The following is a 17,601-nucleotide window of genomic DNA, read 5'->3' as shown; positions in this document are numbered from 1 at the left end:
TCAGGCCGGCGCACCTGGCACGGCCTTGATGACCGTACCCCAGGGATCCTCGTAATTCGAAGCCGCCTTGGCGTCGGCCGAACGCATTTCGACCCAGGCAAGGCCGGCCGGTTCGCGAGGCGTCGCGTTTTCCCGCGCCGGGGCTCTGCCAGGAATTGGCGCCGATGTGGTGGTGGTAGCCGCCAGAGGACAGAAAAACGGCACTGTTGCCATATTTCGCCACCGTGTCGAAGCCGAACTGCTTGTTCCACCACTCGGCTGCCGCCGCCGGATCGCCGACGCGCAGATGGACATGGCCAACGATGCTGTTTTCGGGCGCGCCCAGCCAGCCGGCATCACCCTCGGGCACTTCCGCCACGATTGCACCGATGTCGAGCTGTTCGGTTGCCATGTCGACCTGCGAACCGGTCCAGTTCCAGCTGTCATGCGGCCTGTCGCGATAGATCTCGATGCCGTTGCCCTCGGGGTCGGTCAGGTACAGTGCCTCGCTGACGAGATGGTCGGAGGCGCCGTCGACAGGAATGCGCTTGTCGATTGCATGCTTGATCCAGCGCCCCAGATCGGCACGGGTCGGTAACAGGAAAGCGGTGTGGAACAGGCCGGCAGTGCGCGGATCGTCGGGTTTCGCCGCCTTGTCGGACTCGATGTCCAGCAGTGCGCGGCTTCCAGCACCCAATGTGATGGTTTCGCCATCGCGGGCGATTTCCTGCAGTCCAACAACGTCGCGGTAGAATTTGGCCATCGCTTCGGCGTCGCGGGCCTTGAGGCCAACGCGGGACACGCTGATCGGCGTCGTGGCGGCAAATGGAATCTTGCTCATCTTGGGCTCCGTGTGGCCAACGCCCGCTGTCACTCCCAATGCGAGGAGGGCTGCGCTGCCAACCAGTTTGCGTCGTGTCAGTTCCAAAATCCACTCTCCGGCCAACACGGCTGTTTTTCTCCACCCACAGATCGGCCGAGCGCATCGTTCACACAAGTCAGCAAAGACCGAACACGTCGTTCAACAATTGAACACCGTCCGGGCGGGGAGTTGCACCAGCGCGATCGGATCGCTACATCCGCGACATGAAGGTAAAAGACGCCGATATCATCATCGTGCCCGGATACACCAATTCGGGACCATCCCACTGGCAAAGCCGCTGGGAAGAGAAATTGTCGACCGCGCGCCGCGTCGAGCAGGACGAATGGTCGAAGCCGGTGCGCGAGGACTGGACGGCCAAGGTTATCGACGCGGTGAACGCCGCCGAAAAGCCCGTGGTACTGGTTGCGCACTCGCTTGGCATTCCGACGGCGATCCATGCCATTCCCGGCTTCAAGAAATACGTTGCCGGGGGCTTTTTCGTGGCTCCGCCAGATGTCGCCAATCCTGCGATCCGGCCGAAGCACCTGATGACCTTTGGCCCTTATCCACGCGATCCGTTGCCGTTTCCGTCGGTGGTGGTCGCCAGCCGCAACGACCCCTATTGCAAGCTTGATGTCGCCGAAGACATCGCCGCCGCATGGGGCTCGCTATTCATCGACGCCGGTGACGCCGGTCATATCAATGCCGATTCCGGCTTCGGGCCGTGGCCCGAGGGATCGATGGTGTTCGCGCAATTCCTGTCGCGGCTGGAAGGCTAGGCCAGCGACTTCCTGAGCTCGGAAAGCAGGTTCGCAGCGCCGCTTGAAATCAGTTGGTGCTCCGAACCCGTGGCGAGCAACTGGAAGCCCATGTCGACGAAGCGTCCGGCGATCCTGGGATCGGTGACATAGATGCCGGCATGCTTGCCTGCGGCGCGCGTGCGCCCGGCGACCGCGGCCACCGTTTCCATCATGCCTTCGAGCGTTCCGTTGACCGTATCGCCCTTCGTCCAGGCAATTGAAAAATCGCCGGGCCCCAGGAAAATGCCGTCAATGCCGGGTGTCGCCAGGATACCGTCGAGGGCGGCCACCGCGGCATGCGTCTCGACCATGGCAAAGGAAACCGTGCGGGCATTGCTCTCCTGCAGCCACTTGACCGGGTCCTTGCTGCCGTGGCGAGGTGCGGCATAGGTGGGGCCCCAGGAACGCTCGCCGAGCGGCGGGTACTTCATCGCGGCCGCAAAGCGCTGCGCATCCTCCACCGAATTGACCATAGGGGCGATGACCGCCTCGGCGCCGAAATCCAGCGCGCGGCTCGCCATGTCGAATCGGCCTACGGGAACGCGCACGAGCGAGTGCTTGCCGGCGCGCAGCACGGGAGCGATCGAGCGCAGAACGCTGTCTTCGTTGTGGCCGCCATGCTGCATGTCGAGGGTGACCGCGTCAAAGCCCTGCCCGGCAAGTATTTCAACGGTCAGCGCATCCGGCACGCCGGACCATGCTGTGATAATGGTCTCGTTGGCGTGCAGTCTCTGAGCAAGCGACATCTCTCATTCTCCTTCTGGCCCGTCCATTTCATCGTGAAGAGGGCTGGTGCGCAAACAAAAAACCGCCCGGAATCCGGGCGGTTTGTTAGTCCAGCAACATTGGCCGGATCAGGTATTCTTGATCTGCTCGATCGCCTGCGCCATCAGCTCGTCCATGGTGCGGCGGATCTGATGATCGGACTGGTCGATGCCTGCGGCGTCGAAGTCGGCGCGAATCTTGCGGAACACGTCATGATCGCCAGCTTCCTCGATGTCGGAAACGACGACTTCCTTGGCGTAGGCCTCGGCGTCGGCGCCCGACTTGCCGAGCTTTTCGGCAGCCCAGAGGCCGAGCGTCTTGTTGCGCCGCGCATTTGCCTTGAAGCGCAGTTCTTCGTCGATGACGAACTTGCGCTCAAAACCTTGTTCGCGGTCCTTCATGTTGCTCATGGCAATCCTCCAGGGAGTGGGAAATCGATTCGACTTCCGCTGTATATGTTATCGACTTCCTCAAACCAAAAGCCCGCCGCCCGGTCAATATCTCTCTTTTGCTCCATTTGCCTGTGCGGTGCGGCATTTCCGTACCAAAAGGCGTTGATTGGCCGGAAATGATGATTGAGCAATGGGCCCGTTTAAGGTAGAGACCGGCCTTGAAACCCACAGCCGCCGCGGCTTTGCGGCGTGAGAAAGGGACCGGTAGCTTGCCGTCCACCCTTCCAACCAGAGAAACAATCAAATGAAGAGTCGCCGCCGCATCTACGAAGGCAAGGCCAAGATCCTTTATGAAGGCCCTGAGCCGGGTACGCTGATCCAGTTTTTCAAGGACGACGCTACCGCCTTCAACAAGAAGAAGCATGAAGTCGTCGATGGCAAAGGCGTGCTCAACAACCGTATTTCCGAGCACATCTTCAACCACCTGAACCGCATGGGCATTCCGACCCACTTCATCCGCCGGCTCAACATGCGCGAGCAGCTGATCAAGGAAGTAGAGATCATCCCGCTCGAGGTCGTTGTGCGCAACGTCGCCGCCGGCTCGCTGGCAAAGCGCCTGGGCATCGAAGAAGGCACGGTGCTGCCGCGCTCGATCATCGAGTTCTACTACAAGGCCGATGCGCTCGACGATCCAATGGTCTCGGAAGAACACATCACGGCGTTCGGCTGGGCAAGCCCGCAGGAAATCGACGACATCATGGCGCTCGCCATCCGCGTCAACGACTTCCTCTCCGGCCTGTTCATGGGCGTTGGCATCCAGCTCGTCGATTTCAAGATCGAATGCGGCCGCCTGTTCGAGGGCGACATGATGCGTATCGTGGTTGCCGACGAGATCTCGCCCGACAGCTGCCGGCTGTGGGACGTCGCCACCCAGGACAAGCTCGACAAGGACCGTTTCCGCCGCGACATGGGCGGATTGGTCGAGGCCTACCAGGAAGTGGCCCGCCGTCTTGGCATCATGAATGAAAACGAGACGCCCCGCCCGAGCGGTCCGGTTCTCGTCAAGCACTGACAGATCCAAAAACGGGCGCGAGTAACTTCGCGCCCGACTGTTTTCCATTCGACTCCGGAGTGAATTGCCCGTGATCAAGGCCCGCGTCACCGTCACCCTCAAGAACGGCGTCCTCGACCCGCAAGGAAAGGCGATCGAGCACGCGCTCGACGGCCTCGGCTTCGGCGGCATCGGTTCGGTGCGCCAGGGCAAGGTCTTCGACGTCGAGATCGACGGCGCCGACAAGGCCAAGGCGGAAGCCGACCTCAACGCCATGTGCGAGAAGCTTCTGGCGAACACGGTGATTGAGAACTATAGTGTGACGCTTACCTGAGGTTGTACCGGAGGGTTTGGTGGCCGAAGTCACGAGCGAACTGCTTTATGAAGTCCTGAAGAATATCCAGTCTCGCCTGGATGGCGTCCAGCACGGCATCCGCGAAGTGAAGCAGGAACTCATTTCAATCCGCGGCCACATGCTCTCGATGCAGAACGACGTCCACAATATCTATTCCAAGCTCGATCGACACGACGAAAGCCTCGAACGCATCGAGCGTCGTCTGGAACTGCGCGAACTCGCCGAACCTCAGAGGCCTTACGAACCGAAATGAAATCAGCTGTCGTTCTTCTTCCCGGCCTGAACCGCGACCGCGACATGATCGCGGCGCTGACAAAGATTTCGGGCAAGGCCCCAGTGACGGTGTGGCAGACCGACACTGAAATTCCCGATGTCGACCTGATCGCCATTCCCGGTGGCTTCTCCTTCGGCGACTATCTGCGTTGCGGCGCGATTGCCGCCCGCATGCCCGTGCTTCGCGCGGTCGCAGAAAAGGCAGCCAAGGGCGTGCAGGTGGTGGGCGTGTGCAACGGCTTCCAGATCCTGGTCGAGGCAGGCCTTCTGCCCGGCGCGCTGATGCGCAACACCTCGCTCAAATTCGTTTGCCGCGAGGTGAAGCTGGAAGTCACCAACGCCAACACGGCCTTCACCCGCAATTATTCGGCCGGCCAGATCATTCGCTGCCCGGTTGCGCATCACGACGGCAACTATTTCGCCGATCCTGAGACTCTGGCGAGCATCGAGGGCGAAGGCCAGGTGGTGTTCCGCTACGCCGAAGGCACCAATCCGAACGGCTCGATCAACGACATCGCCGGCATCGTCAACAAGGCCGGCAACGTGCTTGGGCTGATGCCGCATCCGGAAAACCTGATCGAAGCAGCTCATGGCGGCAATGACGGCCGCGCGCTGTTCGAAAGCGCGCTCGGCCTGCCCAAGGCGGCATGAGCGGCGCCACGAATTTTTGATCCAATCCATTTGACAAGGGGCGGCACCGGCGAATGAAGTCACTGCGGATTCTGGCGGCAGCTGCCGCAGTCATTGGCCTCGCCGCCTGCAACTCCGGCCCGAAGACACCTGCCCCCTCGGGATCAGGCAAAAGCGCTTCGTTGCGCGCCATGGAACAGGTGGCGATCGCTGCCCACAAGTGCTGGTTCGCCAGCAAGGACCCGGCCTTCAAGAGCTACCAGATGGCCAACGAGCTCAACAATTTCGGTGGCACGCCGCGCTTCCTTCTGGTGCCGGCCAAGCAATATGGCGCGCGGCCGCTCCTGGTCGTGCAAGCGCAGGGAAATTCGAGCCAAGTGCAGGTGTTCGGACCATTGATGGACCAGGCGCTCGGCGCACGCATCGGTTCGGACATCACCCGCTGGAGCTCGGGCAATCCGTCCTGCACCGGCACTGCGTAAGGGCGCAGCGACACTTCTATCATCCGCAAAAGTGGTGGAGGCACAGCGAATGCGCCTCCACCCAAATCGGACCATCAGTGGGACGTGACGGTCCGCGACCATGGGAGTGGTCAGTCGTAGAACCGGCGGATTCCTTCCCGATAGGCATCGCAACGCGAAATGCCGATGTCGGCAAGCTGCTCGTCGGTGAGCTCCAGCAAGCTCATCCGGGTGCGCCGCCGCTCGATGCAGCGCGCCAGCCAGCGCATCAAACGATGCGGAGCCTTGGCCAGATTTCGGAATGAGCCATGCGTCTCCGCAGCAGATGCAGCCGTGACGCCTTCGCCAATTGCATCTATTGTACTCATAATAGCGATCCGTATTGTATCTATTTTCGACAAACAATGCTATGAATTGACTCAGAGATGATCGCAATATAGGAATTGTCACCATGACAATTTGGCTACCCGACCTCTCAACCGGCGCCGGCCCGCTCTACCTGCGCCTGGCAGAGCGCATCGAAAGCGACATCGACAGCGGTGTCCTGCCTGCCGGTACAAAGCTGCCTCCGCAGCGCAACCTCGCTTATGACATCGGCGTGACCATCGGCACGGTTGGACGCGCCTATGCGCTGTTGCGCGAACGCGGATTGGTAAGCGGCGAAGTAGGTAGGGGCACCTACATTCTGGCCCAGCGCAGCGAGCACATTCTTGGCCCGCACGGCACCCAGGCGACACCCAGTACACCGCCGCCCCTGCCCCACGAGGGTTCGCGCGCGGTGGAACCCCCGCCGGGAAAGCTGCACTTCGACAGCACGGCAGCACCCAATGTTGGCCAAAGCAGCGCAATCGAGACAATTCTGGCGGCAATCAGCAGGGACAATCCCGACGAGGTCACGAGCTACACCAGGACCTTCCCCGACCATTGGTTCGAGGCTGGAAGCGTCTGGCTGTCGCGCAACGGTTTTCGCCCCTCACCCGACACGATCGTGCCGACACTCGGCGCGCATGCCGCGGTCATGGCGGTCATTGCGGCGGTGACCTCTCCCGGCGACCACGTCCTGTTCGAGCATGTGACCTACACCCAGATCGCCCGTAGCGCGGGATTGATCGGTCGGCGCATGGCACTGGTCAATGCGGACGCGCACGGAGTCGACCCCGACGACTTCGAGGCTGTCTGTGCCCAAAAGCACCCCAAACTCGCATTCCTGATGCCGACGGCACAGAACCCGACAGGCGTTGTCATGCCCGGTGAGCGCCGCGCGGCGATTGCAGCGATCTCACGAAAGTACAACGTGCTGCTGGTCGAAGACGACATCTACGGGGCGCTCACCGACGACCGCACGCCTCTGTTGGCGGAGTTAGCGCCCGAGCGCTCCTTCGTCGTCGGCGGCCTGTCCAAGTCGGTGGCAGCCGGCGTTCGTGGCGGCTGGGTGTCTTGCCCAGCGCATTTCCGGCACAGCATCCGGGTTGCCCACAAGATGGTCACCGGCGGCATGCCGTTTGTATTGGCAGAATTGTGCGCTCAACTGGTGCTGTCGGGTGAGGCCGCATCCATTCGCGCGCGCTCGATCGCCGAGATCAACGCCCGTCTCGACATCGTGCGCAAGGCGCTGGAGGGCAGCGACTTCAACACCACCCCCAACATTCCCTTCATCTGGCTGGCCCTGCCCGAACCCTGGAACTCCGGTACCTTCAAGAACGCCGCCTATGGGCAAGGCGTGCTTATCGACGACGAGGACGAGTTCAAGGCCGGGCGATCGGACCGGGTGTTCCACCGCGTCAGGATAGGCATTTCCGCGCCACGCACACGCGGTGACGTCGGAAAGGGACTGGCCACGGTCCGTCGCCTGCTCGACGAGGGCGATGCCGGCTACGACAGTTTCGGTTGAGCCGGCGCCAGCTTGGGGCAGATGGGCGTTTCCGTGCCATAAAGGGTGACTTTCTGGCCATTGGCGGTATATCCCGGGCCAATCATGCGCTATGGAGCCACCAACGCTCCCCCAACGGATTCTGCGATCTACGATGACCATTCAGAATGACGTGAAGATCACCGGCGAACTCATCGCCGCGCACGGGCTCAAGCCAGACGAATATCAGCGTATACTCGACCTTGTCGGACGCGAACCGACCTTCACCGAGCTGGGCATCTTCTCGGCGATGTGGAACGAGCACTGCTCATACAAATCCTCGAAGAAGTGGCTGCGCACGCTGCCGACCAAGGGCGACGTCGTCATCCAGGGCCCAGGCGAAAACGCCGGCGTGGTCGACATCGGCGACGGCGACTGCGTGGTCTTCAAGATGGAGAGCCACAACCATCCCTCCTTCATCGAGCCCTACCAGGGTGCGGCGACCGGAGTCGGCGGCATCCTGCGCGACGTCTTCACCATGGGCGCCCGTCCCGTGGCTTCGATGAACGCGCTGCGCTTCGGCGCGCCAGATCACCCCAAGACCCGCCATCTGGTGTCGGGCGTGGTTGCCGGCGTCGGCGGCTATGGCAACGCCTTCGGCGTGCCGACCGTTGGCGGCGAGGTGAATTTCGACGCCCGCTACAATGGCAACATCCTGGTCAACGCCTTTGCCGCCGGCCTCGCCAAGACCGACGGCATCTTCCTGTCGCAGGCCAAGGGCGTCGGCCTGCCCGTCGTCTATCTCGGCGCCAAGACCGGCCGCGACGGTGTCGGCGGCGCGACGATGGCCTCGGCCGAATTCGACGACAAGATCGACGAGAAGCGCCCGACCGTGCAGGTCGGCGATCCGTTCACCGAAAAGTGTCTGTTGGAAGCCTGCCTCGAGCTGATGGCCTCGGGCGCGGTCATCGCCATCCAGGACATGGGTGCCGCGGGGCTCACCTGCTCGGCCGTCGAGATGGGCGCCAAGGGCGACCTCGGCATCGAACTCGACCTCGACAAGGTGCCTGTGCGCGAAGAGCGCATGAGCGCCTACGAGATGATGCTGTCGGAGAGCCAGGAGCGCATGCTCATGGTGCTGCGTCCCGAAAAGGAAGCGGAAGCCGAGGCAATCTTCGTCAAGTGGGGCCTCGACTTCGCCATCGTCGGCAAGACCACCGACGATTTGCGCTTCCGCGTGCTGCACCAGGGCAAGGAAGTGGCCAACCTGCCGATCAAGGAGTTGGGCGACGAGGCTCCGGAATATGACCGTCCGTGGGTCGAGCCAAAGGCTCGCGCCCCTCTGGCCGCCGATGACGTTCCGCAGGCAGACGTCGCTGATGCATTGCTCAAGATGCTTGGCGGACCCGACCTGTCGTCGCGCCGCTGGGTCTACGAGCAGTACGACACGATGATCCAGGGCAACTCGCTGCAGCGCCCCGGCGGCGACGCCGGCGTGGTGCGCGTCGAGGGTCATGCGACCAAGGCGCTGGCGTTCTCGTCCGACGTGACGCCGCGCTATTGCGAGGCAGATCCGTATGAAGGCGGCAAGCAGGCGGTGGCCGAGTGCTGGCGCAACCTGACAGCGACCGGCGCCCTGCCCCTGGCTGCCACCGACAACCTCAACTTCGGCAACCCCGAGCGCCCCGAGATCATGGGCCAGTTCGTGAAAGCCGTGACCGGCATTGGCGACGCCTGCCGCGCGCTCGGCTTCCCGATCGTGTCGGGCAACGTCTCGCTCTATAACGAGACCAACGGCCAGGGCATCCTGCCAACGCCGACCATCGGCGGCGTCGGCCTGATCGACGACTGGTCGAAAATGGCCAAGGCCTGCTTTGCCAAGGAGGGCGAAGTGATCCTGCTGGTCGGCGGGCCGGCCCAGTGGGGCAGCCACCTGGCACAGTCGATCTACATGCGCGACATCCACGGCCGGACCGACGGCCCGCCGCCGGCAGTCGATCTCGAGCATGAGAAGAAGGTCGGCGACTTCGTGCGCAAGCTGATCCGCAGCGGCACGGCCACGGCCGTGCACGACCTGTCGGACGGCGGCCTTGCCGTCGCGCTCGCCGAAATGGCGATGGCCTCAGGCATCGGTGCGACCGTTCCCGGCCTCAGCGGCACCAACCCGATCCCGGTATTCTTCGGCGAAGACCAGGGTCGCTACCTGGTGACCGTCAAGCTCGACCCCAAGTCTGCCGAGATGCAGGAATTGTGGAATGAAGCCAAGGCGCTCGGCATCCACGCTCCGTGGATCGGAACGACCGGCGGCAAGGACCTGAAGCTGGGCGAGGCACGGGCCGTGGCGATCGACGAACTGACTCAGGCTCACGAAACCTGGTTCCCCCGCTTCATGGGCGGCGACCTGACTCTTTGACCTGGAGCAGTCGATAACGCGGCTCGCGCTCGAACGTGCGAGCCGCGACGGCTCCGGCGGGTACGCTGGCGACTGACGTCGCCGCAAGGCTGGTTCTTCAGTGGCTCCAGATGATCGCCGGCCGGCCGCGCGGCGGCGCATCCGGGATGTGTGCCGGATAGCCGATGCACAGTGCGGAAACCGGCGTGACGTCCGGCGGAATATGCAGTTCGGCCTTGGTTTCGGGCGTCCGCAGCCAGAGCATTGGGGCGCCGACCCAGCAGGTACCCAGCCCGCGGGCATGCGCTGACAGCATCAGGTTCTGGCCGGCACGGCAACAATCCTCGACCGGACCTGAGATGATGATTATGGTCGGGGCATCCCAAAATACTTCGAAGTCGGGATTTTCGGTCCACCATCCCTCTGCTTCCGGACGGTGAGCCCGCGCGTATTCCTTTGCCAGCTTGCCGTAAGCGGAAATGCGCTCCTGTCCCTCGACGACGTTGAAAGTCCAGGGAACCTGGAGGCTGGTTGGAGGGGGCGCCCACGCCGCATCGAGGATAACCTGCTCAAGCAACGCACGCTCGACCTTTCGTGGCAGGAACTGCCTTACGGATCGTCGCGTGTGTATTGCCTCTATGACTTCCACGGTTCTTCCTCCGTGCGGGATACTGGGTGCATAGCGAGCGCTTGCGCGCGCCAAGTTGCATTGACCTTGCACCTTATCACGGCCATATCTCAGTGAACGACTTATGGAGCATGCAGCATGGCGATGGACGCCCGTGATATCGAAAAACTCATCAAAGATGGCATTCCGGACGCCAAGGTAACCATCCGCGATCTCGCCGGTGACGGCGATCACTATGCAGCCGAGGTCGTGTCGGAAAGTTTCCGCGGCAAGACCCGCGTGCAGCAGCACCAGATGGTCTACGACGCGCTGAAGGGCAACATGGGCGGTGTGCTGCACGCGCTCGCCCTGCAAACCAGCATTCCGGAATAGGTCCAGCATGTCGTTGATCGGCGATCTCTTGCAGGGTGCCGTCGACGGCGCGCTGAAGGACATTCTGAAGAAGCCGTCGAGCACCTCGAAGCGAACCCGCCGCCGCAAGCGGGCGACGTCTTCGAGTTCGGCCACACTGCGCCAGATCGAGAAGCTTTTGAGGCCAGCCAAGAAGCAGACCAGCCGCAAGCGCACCGTGCGTTCGCGCTCGAAGGCGCGCCGAAGCACCTGACTGCCCGGCCGGGACAGGACGAGATGGCAAAAAGGTCACTTTTGCGGATTTCGGGTCGCGCCGATGCTTGGAATGCTCGACTGTTGCAACCACATAGTGGCAGATGCTAGCAGTCTAACGAACATTGCCGGTCCGGCCGGCCAGATCTGAGGTTTAGGTGCGCCATGAGCGGAATCAACGAATACATCGATAGCGAAGTGAAGAGCCAGGACGTCGTCGTGTTCATGAAGGGCACGCCCGGCTTTCCGCAGTGCGGCTTTTCCGGCCAGGTCGTCCAGATTCTCGACTACCTCGGGGTCGACTACAAGGGCGTCAACGTGCTGACCTCGAACGAACTTCGCCAGGGCATCAAGGACTACTCCAACTGGCCGACGATCCCGCAGCTCTACGTCAAGGGCGAGTTCGTCGGCGGCTGCGACATCATTCGCGAGATGTTCCAGGCCGGCGAGTTGCAGTCGTACCTTCAAGAGAAGGGCGTGAGCGTCAAGGGCGCCGCCTGATCTAAGAAGTACCGGCTCCGGCCTGTTCCGGGGTCCCGTTTGTGGCAAATGCGCCGGCCTTCCGGCGCATTTCCGTTTGAATTGGATTCCAGATGGAACAGAAAGTCGCTCCCAGCCTCCGTCAGGACGCATTCCCGATTCCGCGTTGGGAATTCATAGCGCTCGCCGCAGCCCTGATGGCGGTCAACGCGCTCGCCGTCGACATCATGTTGCCGGCGTTGCAGCAGATCGGCGCCAGTCTCAACGTCGAAAGCGAAAACCACCGCCAGTATGTGATTACCGCCTATTTCGCTGGCCTGGCGCTGGCGCTGCTTGCCTACGGCCCGGCCTCCGATCGGTTCGGCCGGCGCAAGCCGCTGCTGTTTGGCCTCGGCATCTATGTGCTCGCAGCCTTTGCCGCCGCTTTTGCGCCAAGCTTCGAAACCTTGCTTGCGCTGCGCTTCGTCCAGGGCATCGGTGCAGCCTCGACGCGCGTGATCGCGGTGTCGGTGGTGCGCGACCGATTCGGCGGGCGACAGATGGCCGAGATCATGTCGCTGATCTTCATGGTGTTCATGGTCGTGCCGGTCGTGGCGCCCGCGATTGGGCAGATCGTCATGCTGTTTTCCGAATGGCACATGATCTTCATCGTCATGGCGGTGTCGGCGCTGGCGATCACGCTATGGGCGGTGATCCGCCTGCCCGAGACGATGCACCCCGAAGACCGGCGGCCACTGTCGATCCTGTCCATCGCCAAGGGCTTCCGCATCGTGCTCACCACGCGCATGTCGCTGTGGTACACGCTCGCCTCCATGACGATCTTCGGCGCGCTGTTTGGCTTCATCAACTCGGCCCAGCAGGTCTATGTCGGCCTCTACGGGCTCGGCGTGTGGTTCCCGCTGGTGTTCGCTGCGATCGCCGGCATGATGTCGGTATCGTCGTTCCTCAACTCGCGTCTCGTCGTCAAGCTCGGCATGCGCAAGCTGTCGCACGGCGCGCTGATCGGCTTCCTTCTGGTCAGCACGATCTGGCTCATCTGGTCGCTGACCGGGCCGGTGCCGTTTGCGGCCTACATCGTGCTGTTTGCCGCCGCAATGTTCCAGTTCGGCTGGATCGGCTCGAATTTCAACTCCATCGCCATGGAGCCGCTCGGCCATATCGCGGGTACTGCGTCCTCGGTGCAGGGTTTCATGCAGACGCTGGGCGGCGGACTGATCGGGGCAGCCATCGGCCAGTCCTTCGACGGAACGACGGTTCCGCTGGCCTTCGGCTTCTGCGGCGTCGCGGTCATCGGCCTAGTGATGGTGCTGATCGCCGAAAAGGGCAAGCTGTTCCGCGGCCAACATGATCCGAAGCCGATGGTGGCCGAGCCGCACTGAGGGGGCCGGCAGCGCACCGCTCCGAAACAGAAGCAGCCCGAAAACCCAGTAGGTTTCGGGCTGTTTTCTTGGTGGCTTGGTCGGTATCAGCCAGCGATCAGGCTGGTGAAATCGAACAGCTTGCGGTCGAGCAGATGCGATGGCCGCGTGTTGGCCAGCGCGCGCAGCATCGTGTCCTTGCGGCCCGGCATGCGCTTTTCGATGTCGTCCAGCATCGCCTTCATGGCGTTGCGCTGGAGCCCTTCCTGGCTGCCGCAAAGGTCGCATGGGATGATCGGGAACTTCATGCCCTCGGCGAACTTGGCCATGTCGGCCTCGGCGCAGAAGGCCAGCGGCCTCAGCACCATGACGTCGCCCTCGTCATTGAGCAGCTTGGGCGGCATGGCGGCAAGGCGGCCGCCATGGAACAGGTTCATGAAGAACGTTTCGAGGATGTCCTCGCGGTGGTGGCCGAGCACGAGCGACGAACAGCCCTCCTCGCGCGCAATGCGATAGAGGTGGCCGCGCCTGAGCCTAGAGCACAGCGAACAGTAGGTGCTGCCTTCCGGTAGCTTCTCGGTGACGACGGAATAGGTGTCGCGATATTCGATGCGGTGGGCGATGCCATTGGCATTGAGGTAGTCGGGCAGAATGTGCTTGGGGAAATTCGGCTGGCCCTGATCGAGATTGCAGGCGAGCAGCTCGACCGGCAGCAGACCGCGCCATTTGAGATCTAACAAGACTGCGAGCAGCCCGTAGGAATCCTTGCCGCCCGACAGCGCCACCAGCCAGCGCTCGCCAGGCTTGACCATGGCATAGTCTTCGATGGCCTGGCGGGTATTCCGCAACAACCGCTTGCGCAGCTTGTTGAACTCGACCGAGGACGGGGCGTCGCGATAGAGCGGGAACGCGCCCTCGGCAGGCTCGACCAGTGCGTCCTGTTCATGAATGCCCATCTGCCCGGTCCTTCAAAATCCGCTGCGGCAATGCCGTTGCCTGCGGTATTCCGCAATTCCGCCTGTCGTGCAAGACATGCTCTTCAAACGAAAAGAGCGGCCGTTGCCGGCCGCTCTCTTGAATCCGATGCTATCCGAAGGATTAGCGCGAATAGAATTCGACGACGAGGTTCGGTTCCATCTGGACTGCGTACGGAACGTCCGACAGGCCAGGAACGCGAGCGAAGGTCGCGACCATCTTGTTGTGATCGACTTCGATGTAGTCAGGAACGTCACGCTCGGCGAGAGCAACGGCCTCGAGAACGATGACCAGCTGCTTCGACTTCTCGCGGACTTCGATCACGTCGCCAGCCTTGCAGCGGTAGGACGAGATGTTGGTGCGCTTGCCGTTGACGTTGACATGGCCGTGGTTGACGAACTGACGGGCAGCGAAAATGGTCGGCACGAACTTGGCGCGGTAGACAACCGCATCCAGACGCGACTCGAGCAGGCCGATCAGGTTCTCGGAGGTGTCGCCCTTGCGGCGGTTCGCCTCTTCGTAGGTCTTGCGGAACTGCTTCTCCGAAACGTCGCCGTAGTGACCCTTCAGCTTCTGCTTGGCGCGCAGCTGCAGACCGAAGTCCGAGAGCTTGCCCTTGCGGCGCTGGCCGTGCTGGCCGGGGCCGTATTCACGCTTGTTGACCGGGGACTTCGGGCGGCCCCAGATGTTCTCGCCAAGACGGCGGTCGATCTTGTATTTCGCGGATTCGCGCTTGCTCATCGCATTCCCTTTCAAAACAATACACCCGAAACCTCATGTTTCGAGTGAAGGAAACGCGCCCTCCTCTGGCCTCCGTTTTCGAGACCTGACAGGATCTTCCACGCACGCTTTGCGGAAAAGATCCACGGGACACGTCAAATGAAACACCGAGCGTTTCCGCCCGGCGTTGGCGGCTAACTAGGCGAAACATCTACGAATGTCAACGCTGGGCCGGCAGCCGGCTCATCTTGCGTCGTGGAAGATGATGCCGAGCGTGAAGCGCTCGCCTGAGCGGATGCGGCTGACGCCGTGGCGCATCTTTACCCGGTAATCGCCGCGCGTGCCGGCCTTGGGCCGGTCATTGACGGCAAACAGCGCGCCGTGCCCCAACCCAAGCGATACCACTTCGGCGCGCGACTGCATGCGCGGTCGTTGCTCGGTCATCACCAATTCGCCGCCCTCGAACTCGGTCTGGGGGTCGGAGAGCAGAATCACCAGCTGGATCGGAAAAAGGTGCGCGCCGTAAACGTCCTGGTGCAGGCAATTGTAGTCGCCGGGGCCGTATTTCAGCAAAAGCGGCGTCGGCCTGGTCTGGCCGTCGGCATGGCATTCGGCAAGGAAGGCATCGAGTTCAGCCGGGTAACGCCTGTCTAGCCCCATGCGTTCGTTCCAGGCGTTGGCAAAGGGAGCGAGGCGTTCGTAGAAACCGCGCCGAAGCCGTCCGATCACATCGGGCAACGGGTTAGCAAGGTACTTGTATTCACCTGAACCAAAGCCGTGGCGCTGCATGACGATCCGGCTGCGGAAATGTGCATCGTTGTCGTAGAGCGCCCTCAGATCGAGACAGGCCTGCCGGTCGAGCAACGGGCCAGTCGGCGTGACCCCGAACTCGTCAAGGTCGCGCGCGATTCGCGCCCAATCCAGATTCGAAACGATGTTGTCTGTGTTCATAGCGGCGCTCCATCTCAGCTTGTGCCGAGGCTAGGCCGTCCCGTCAGCCGCCGCATTCCGTTTCCTGCGCGCGTTCACGATTGAAGATCGAACGCCTCCCGCGCCCGGCGCATGCTGTCGCGATTGCTCGCCGCCCAGCTGCCGAGCGATGAAATCGGCACGGCGATCGACTGCCCGAGTTCGGTCAGCCCGTATTCGACCTCCGGTGGTGTCGTTGGCCGCACCGTGCGCGTAACCAGCCCATCGCGCTCGAGAGAGCGCAAGGTGACCGTCAGCATGCGCTGGGAAATGCCTTCGATGGAACGCTTGAGCGCGTTGAAGCGCACCGGCTGTTCCTGAAGGTTGATGATGACGAGGATGCTCCAGGTGTCGCCGACCCGGTCGAGCACCTCGCGGATGGGACAGCTGCTGCCGTCATTGGCGAAGCCGGCCGTTGTGTGCAGCAGCGGGACAGCCGTGTCGGGCTCGGTTCGAGTGCCGGCAGGCTTGATCCTGGCGTTCATGCGGTTCTCCTGAGGTAATCTGGGCACGAAATCATGCGTTCTTTTCGCGTCCAGCCGTCTCATCTATATAGTTATCGTTGGTAACTTGATTACAGATCATACCCGCATTGATAGCCAAGGCAAAGCGGGCGGAACGGAGAACAGCCATGAAAATCGCGCTTATCGGTGCATCCGGCTTTGTCGGCAGCGCAGTACTCAAGGAGGCCGCATCACGCGGCAACAAGGTGACGGCCATCAACCGAAACCCGGCCAAGGTCGAAAAACTGGATGGGGTCACCGCCGTGAAGGCCGATGTCACCGACGTCGCCGCGCTGACGGCGGCCATCGCCGACGCCGATGTCGTCGTCTCGGCCTTCAACGGCGGTTGGGGCGACCCGGAAATCTACGCCAAGCACAGCGCCGGTTCCAAGGCTATCGTCGAAGCGGCCAAGGCGGCCGGCAAGCGCGTGATCATCGTCGGCGGGGCCGGCAGCCTGGAGATCGACGGCAAGCAACTCGTCGACGGACCGCACTTCCCCGAAGCCTACAAGGACGGGGCACGAGCGGCCCGCGACGCACTTGCGGCACTGCGCACCGAAACCGGGCTCGAATGGTCGTTCATCTCGCCCGCTATCATGATGGCGCCCGGCGTGCGTACCGGGAAGTTCCGCATCGGCGGCGAGCAGCCGGTGTTCGACGCCAAGGGCGAAAGCCACATCTCGGTGGAGGATCTGGCGGTGGCCATTGTCGACGAGGCAGAAACGCCAAAGCATGCAGGCAAGCGCTTCACAGTCGGCTACTGATCGGACTTGCCGGAGCTCAGTGCGTCGTCTTGTGCTCCGGCAGGCCTTTTCGCCTGGTCTCGGCAAACTCTTCGAGCTGCTTTTCGGTCATCGACTCGTACATTTCCTTCGATGCGCCGAACAGTTCGCTCTTCTTGATCTCGCCGCGCTTGGCGGCAAGGGCCGCTCCAGCGGCCTTCTGCTGGGCTTTGGATACGGCTGGCATGGCTTGGCCTCCTTCGGCGATGTCATAGACCATGATGCTGGTTCAACGCCGGCCCGGCGGTTGGGTTCCGGGGAATCCAGCCAAACAGGAAACAATCCTCTAACATACTGTAATCATTGTATTTATAACGATTCTAAGCTGTCAAATTAACTTGACACGACCCATCACCTTTCTATCCTAGCGCCAATTCTCGCCGAGCTTCATCGACGATGGCGAGGTGGAAAAGGTCCAAGCCATGTTCTCTTTCCGTAGCGCAATCACAGCCCTCGCAAGCGGGCTGCTCGTCGCTTCCGGCAGCCTCACCTATGCCGCAACCGACGGAAACTCCTTCACGATCACCATCAAGGACCACCGCTTCAAGCCGCAGAGCGTGACTGTTCCCGCCGGCAAGGAATTCGATCTGGTGGTGGTCAATGAGGACCCGACCGCCGAAGAATTCGAAAGCAACGACTTCCACGTCGAAAAAATGGTGGCCGGCGGCAAGCAGATCACCCTGCATGTCGGGCCGCTGTCGGCAGGAAGCTACGGCTTCTTTGGCGACCGACACAAGGAAACCGCACTCGGCAATCTCTTCGCGGAGTAAACCG

At 62.1% G+C, this 17,601-nt stretch carries 23 protein-coding genes and 1 pseudogene; 14 read left to right on the top strand and 10 right to left on the bottom strand.

The window, feature by feature from the left end:
* Nucleotides 1-820, bottom strand: a pseudogene (locus C8K44_RS16915) (VOC family protein).
* 245 nt (nucleotides 821-1,065) lie between these two features.
* Between C8K44_RS16915 and C8K44_RS16910 the strand changes: the two are divergent.
* Complete coding sequence (locus C8K44_RS16910) at nucleotides 1,066-1,620, top strand: alpha/beta hydrolase (RefSeq protein WP_109576963.1); 555 nt, start codon at nucleotides 1,066-1,068, stop codon at nucleotides 1,618-1,620.
* Here C8K44_RS16910 and C8K44_RS16905 read toward each other — a convergent pair.
* Nucleotides 1,617-2,387: an HpcH/HpaI aldolase/citrate lyase family protein gene (locus tag C8K44_RS16905; protein ID WP_109576962.1), complete on the bottom strand. Its 771-nt coding sequence runs from the start codon at nucleotides 2,385-2,387 to the stop codon at nucleotides 1,617-1,619. The two genes, C8K44_RS16910 and C8K44_RS16905, sit on opposite strands and share 4 nt — an antisense overlap.
* Nucleotides 2,388-2,495: 108 nt before the next feature.
* A complete protein-coding gene (locus tag C8K44_RS16900) occupies nucleotides 2,496-2,816 on the bottom strand; it encodes a DUF1476 domain-containing protein (protein ID WP_109576961.1) in 321 nt (106 codons plus the stop codon).
* Between the two features lie 286 nt (nucleotides 2,817-3,102).
* Between C8K44_RS16900 and purC the strand changes: the two genes are divergently transcribed.
* The 5 genes from purC (at nucleotide 3,103) to C8K44_RS16875 (ending at nucleotide 5,589) form a co-directional block, all read left to right on the top strand.
* Nucleotides 3,103-3,870 (top strand): phosphoribosylaminoimidazolesuccinocarboxamide synthase, encoded by a 768-nt coding sequence (gene purC, locus C8K44_RS16895; RefSeq protein ID WP_109576960.1) that lies wholly within the window; start codon nucleotides 3,103-3,105, stop codon nucleotides 3,868-3,870.
* A 70-nt stretch (nucleotides 3,871-3,940) separates the two neighbouring features.
* Entirely contained in the window at nucleotides 3,941-4,183 is a 243-nt protein-coding gene (gene purS / locus C8K44_RS16890; RefSeq protein ID WP_109576959.1) for a phosphoribosylformylglycinamidine synthase subunit PurS, read from the top strand.
* 19 nt (nucleotides 4,184-4,202) lie between these two features.
* A complete protein-coding gene (locus tag C8K44_RS16885) occupies nucleotides 4,203-4,457 on the top strand; it encodes a hypothetical protein (RefSeq protein ID WP_109576958.1) in 255 nt (84 codons plus the stop codon).
* Nucleotides 4,454-5,128, top strand: a complete 675-nt coding sequence (gene purQ, locus C8K44_RS16880; protein WP_109576957.1) for a phosphoribosylformylglycinamidine synthase subunit PurQ — start codon at nucleotides 4,454-4,456, stop codon at nucleotides 5,126-5,128. The genes C8K44_RS16885 and purQ overlap by 4 nt, the downstream gene beginning before the upstream one ends.
* 53 nt (nucleotides 5,129-5,181) lie before the next feature.
* The gene (locus C8K44_RS16875) at nucleotides 5,182-5,589 is read left to right on the top strand and encodes a hypothetical protein (protein WP_109576956.1); all 408 of its coding nucleotides are present in this window, start codon (nucleotides 5,182-5,184) and stop codon (nucleotides 5,587-5,589) included.
* Nucleotides 5,590-5,699: 110 nt separating this feature from the next.
* Here C8K44_RS16875 and C8K44_RS16870 read toward each other — a convergent pair whose 3' ends face one another.
* Nucleotides 5,700-5,936, bottom strand: a complete 237-nt coding sequence (locus C8K44_RS16870) for a DUF1127 domain-containing protein (RefSeq protein WP_109576955.1) — start codon at nucleotides 5,934-5,936, stop codon at nucleotides 5,700-5,702.
* An 83-nt stretch (nucleotides 5,937-6,019) separates the two neighbouring features.
* Here C8K44_RS16870 and C8K44_RS16865 point away from each other — a divergent pair, with 83 nt between their 5' ends.
* Both C8K44_RS16865 and purL read left to right on the top strand, forming a co-directional pair.
* A complete protein-coding gene (locus tag C8K44_RS16865; RefSeq protein WP_109576954.1) occupies nucleotides 6,020-7,459 on the top strand; it encodes a PLP-dependent aminotransferase family protein in 1,440 nt (479 codons plus the stop codon).
* A gap of 133 nt (nucleotides 7,460-7,592) precedes the next feature.
* Nucleotides 7,593-9,830 carry a phosphoribosylformylglycinamidine synthase subunit PurL gene (gene purL / locus C8K44_RS16860; protein ID WP_109576953.1) on the top strand — a complete coding sequence of 746 codons (2,238 nt, stop codon included), beginning with the start codon at nucleotides 7,593-7,595 and terminating at the stop codon, nucleotides 9,828-9,830.
* Nucleotides 9,831-9,927: 97 nt separating this feature from the next.
* On the opposite strand, the gene C8K44_RS16855 is transcribed toward purL, so the two are convergent.
* Nucleotides 9,928-10,458, bottom strand: a complete 531-nt coding sequence (locus C8K44_RS16855; RefSeq protein ID WP_158282746.1) for a nitroreductase family protein — start codon at nucleotides 10,456-10,458, stop codon at nucleotides 9,928-9,930.
* A gap of 117 nt (nucleotides 10,459-10,575) precedes the next feature.
* On the opposite strand from C8K44_RS16855, the gene C8K44_RS16850 reads away from it, so the two are divergent.
* From C8K44_RS16850 to C8K44_RS16835, 4 genes are all read left to right on the top strand, one after another.
* Nucleotides 10,576-10,809, top strand: a complete 234-nt coding sequence (locus C8K44_RS16850; RefSeq protein WP_109576952.1) for a BolA family transcriptional regulator — start codon at nucleotides 10,576-10,578, stop codon at nucleotides 10,807-10,809.
* A 7-nt stretch (nucleotides 10,810-10,816) separates the two neighbouring features.
* Entirely contained in the window at nucleotides 10,817-11,041 is a 225-nt protein-coding gene (locus C8K44_RS16845; RefSeq protein ID WP_109576951.1) for a hypothetical protein, read from the top strand.
* A gap of 164 nt (nucleotides 11,042-11,205) precedes the next feature.
* A complete protein-coding gene (grxD, locus tag C8K44_RS16840) occupies nucleotides 11,206-11,541 on the top strand; it encodes a Grx4 family monothiol glutaredoxin (RefSeq protein ID WP_109576950.1) in 336 nt (111 codons plus the stop codon).
* A 92-nt stretch (nucleotides 11,542-11,633) separates the two neighbouring features.
* Nucleotides 11,634-12,899, top strand: coding sequence for a multidrug effflux MFS transporter (locus tag C8K44_RS16835; protein ID WP_199227118.1), 1,266 nt, complete (start codon nucleotides 11,634-11,636; stop codon nucleotides 12,897-12,899).
* 86 nt (nucleotides 12,900-12,985) lie between these two features.
* On the opposite strand, the gene ttcA is transcribed toward C8K44_RS16835, so the two are convergent.
* From ttcA to C8K44_RS16815, 4 genes are all read right to left on the bottom strand, one after another.
* On the bottom strand, nucleotides 12,986-13,834 hold the full coding sequence (gene ttcA, locus C8K44_RS16830; RefSeq protein WP_109576949.1) for a tRNA 2-thiocytidine(32) synthetase TtcA: 849 nt from the start codon (nucleotides 13,832-13,834) through the stop codon (nucleotides 12,986-12,988).
* A gap of 142 nt (nucleotides 13,835-13,976) precedes the next feature.
* Nucleotides 13,977-14,594, bottom strand: a complete 618-nt coding sequence (gene rpsD, locus C8K44_RS16825; protein WP_109576948.1) for a 30S ribosomal protein S4 — start codon at nucleotides 14,592-14,594, stop codon at nucleotides 13,977-13,979.
* 222 nt (nucleotides 14,595-14,816) lie between these two features.
* Complete coding sequence (locus C8K44_RS16820) at nucleotides 14,817-15,524, bottom strand: 2OG-Fe(II) oxygenase (RefSeq protein WP_109576947.1); 708 nt, start codon at nucleotides 15,522-15,524, stop codon at nucleotides 14,817-14,819.
* A gap of 74 nt (nucleotides 15,525-15,598) precedes the next feature.
* Nucleotides 15,599-16,027, bottom strand: coding sequence for a helix-turn-helix domain-containing protein (locus C8K44_RS16815; protein WP_109576946.1), 429 nt, complete (start codon nucleotides 16,025-16,027; stop codon nucleotides 15,599-15,601).
* A gap of 110 nt (nucleotides 16,028-16,137) precedes the next feature.
* Here C8K44_RS16815 and C8K44_RS16810 point away from each other — a divergent pair, with 110 nt between their 5' ends.
* Nucleotides 16,138-16,809: an NAD(P)H-binding protein gene (locus C8K44_RS16810; RefSeq protein ID WP_281063000.1), complete on the top strand. Its 672-nt coding sequence runs from the start codon at nucleotides 16,138-16,140 to the stop codon at nucleotides 16,807-16,809.
* A gap of 16 nt (nucleotides 16,810-16,825) precedes the next feature.
* On the opposite strand, the gene C8K44_RS16805 is transcribed toward C8K44_RS16810, so the two are convergent.
* Nucleotides 16,826-17,014, bottom strand: coding sequence for a DUF3008 family protein (locus C8K44_RS16805; protein WP_109577009.1), 189 nt, complete (start codon nucleotides 17,012-17,014; stop codon nucleotides 16,826-16,828).
* A 235-nt stretch (nucleotides 17,015-17,249) separates the two neighbouring features.
* Between C8K44_RS16805 and C8K44_RS16800 the strand changes: the two genes are divergently transcribed.
* A complete protein-coding gene (locus C8K44_RS16800; RefSeq protein ID WP_109577008.1) occupies nucleotides 17,250-17,597 on the top strand; it encodes a cupredoxin domain-containing protein in 348 nt (115 codons plus the stop codon).
* Nucleotides 17,598-17,601: the final 4 nt, after the last annotated feature.

It is taken from the genome of Aminobacter sp. AP02 (assembly GCF_003148805.1).
Lineage (GTDB): Bacteria > Pseudomonadota > Alphaproteobacteria > Rhizobiales > Rhizobiaceae > Aminobacter.
This window is presented reverse-complemented; position numbering and strand designations above follow the sequence as displayed.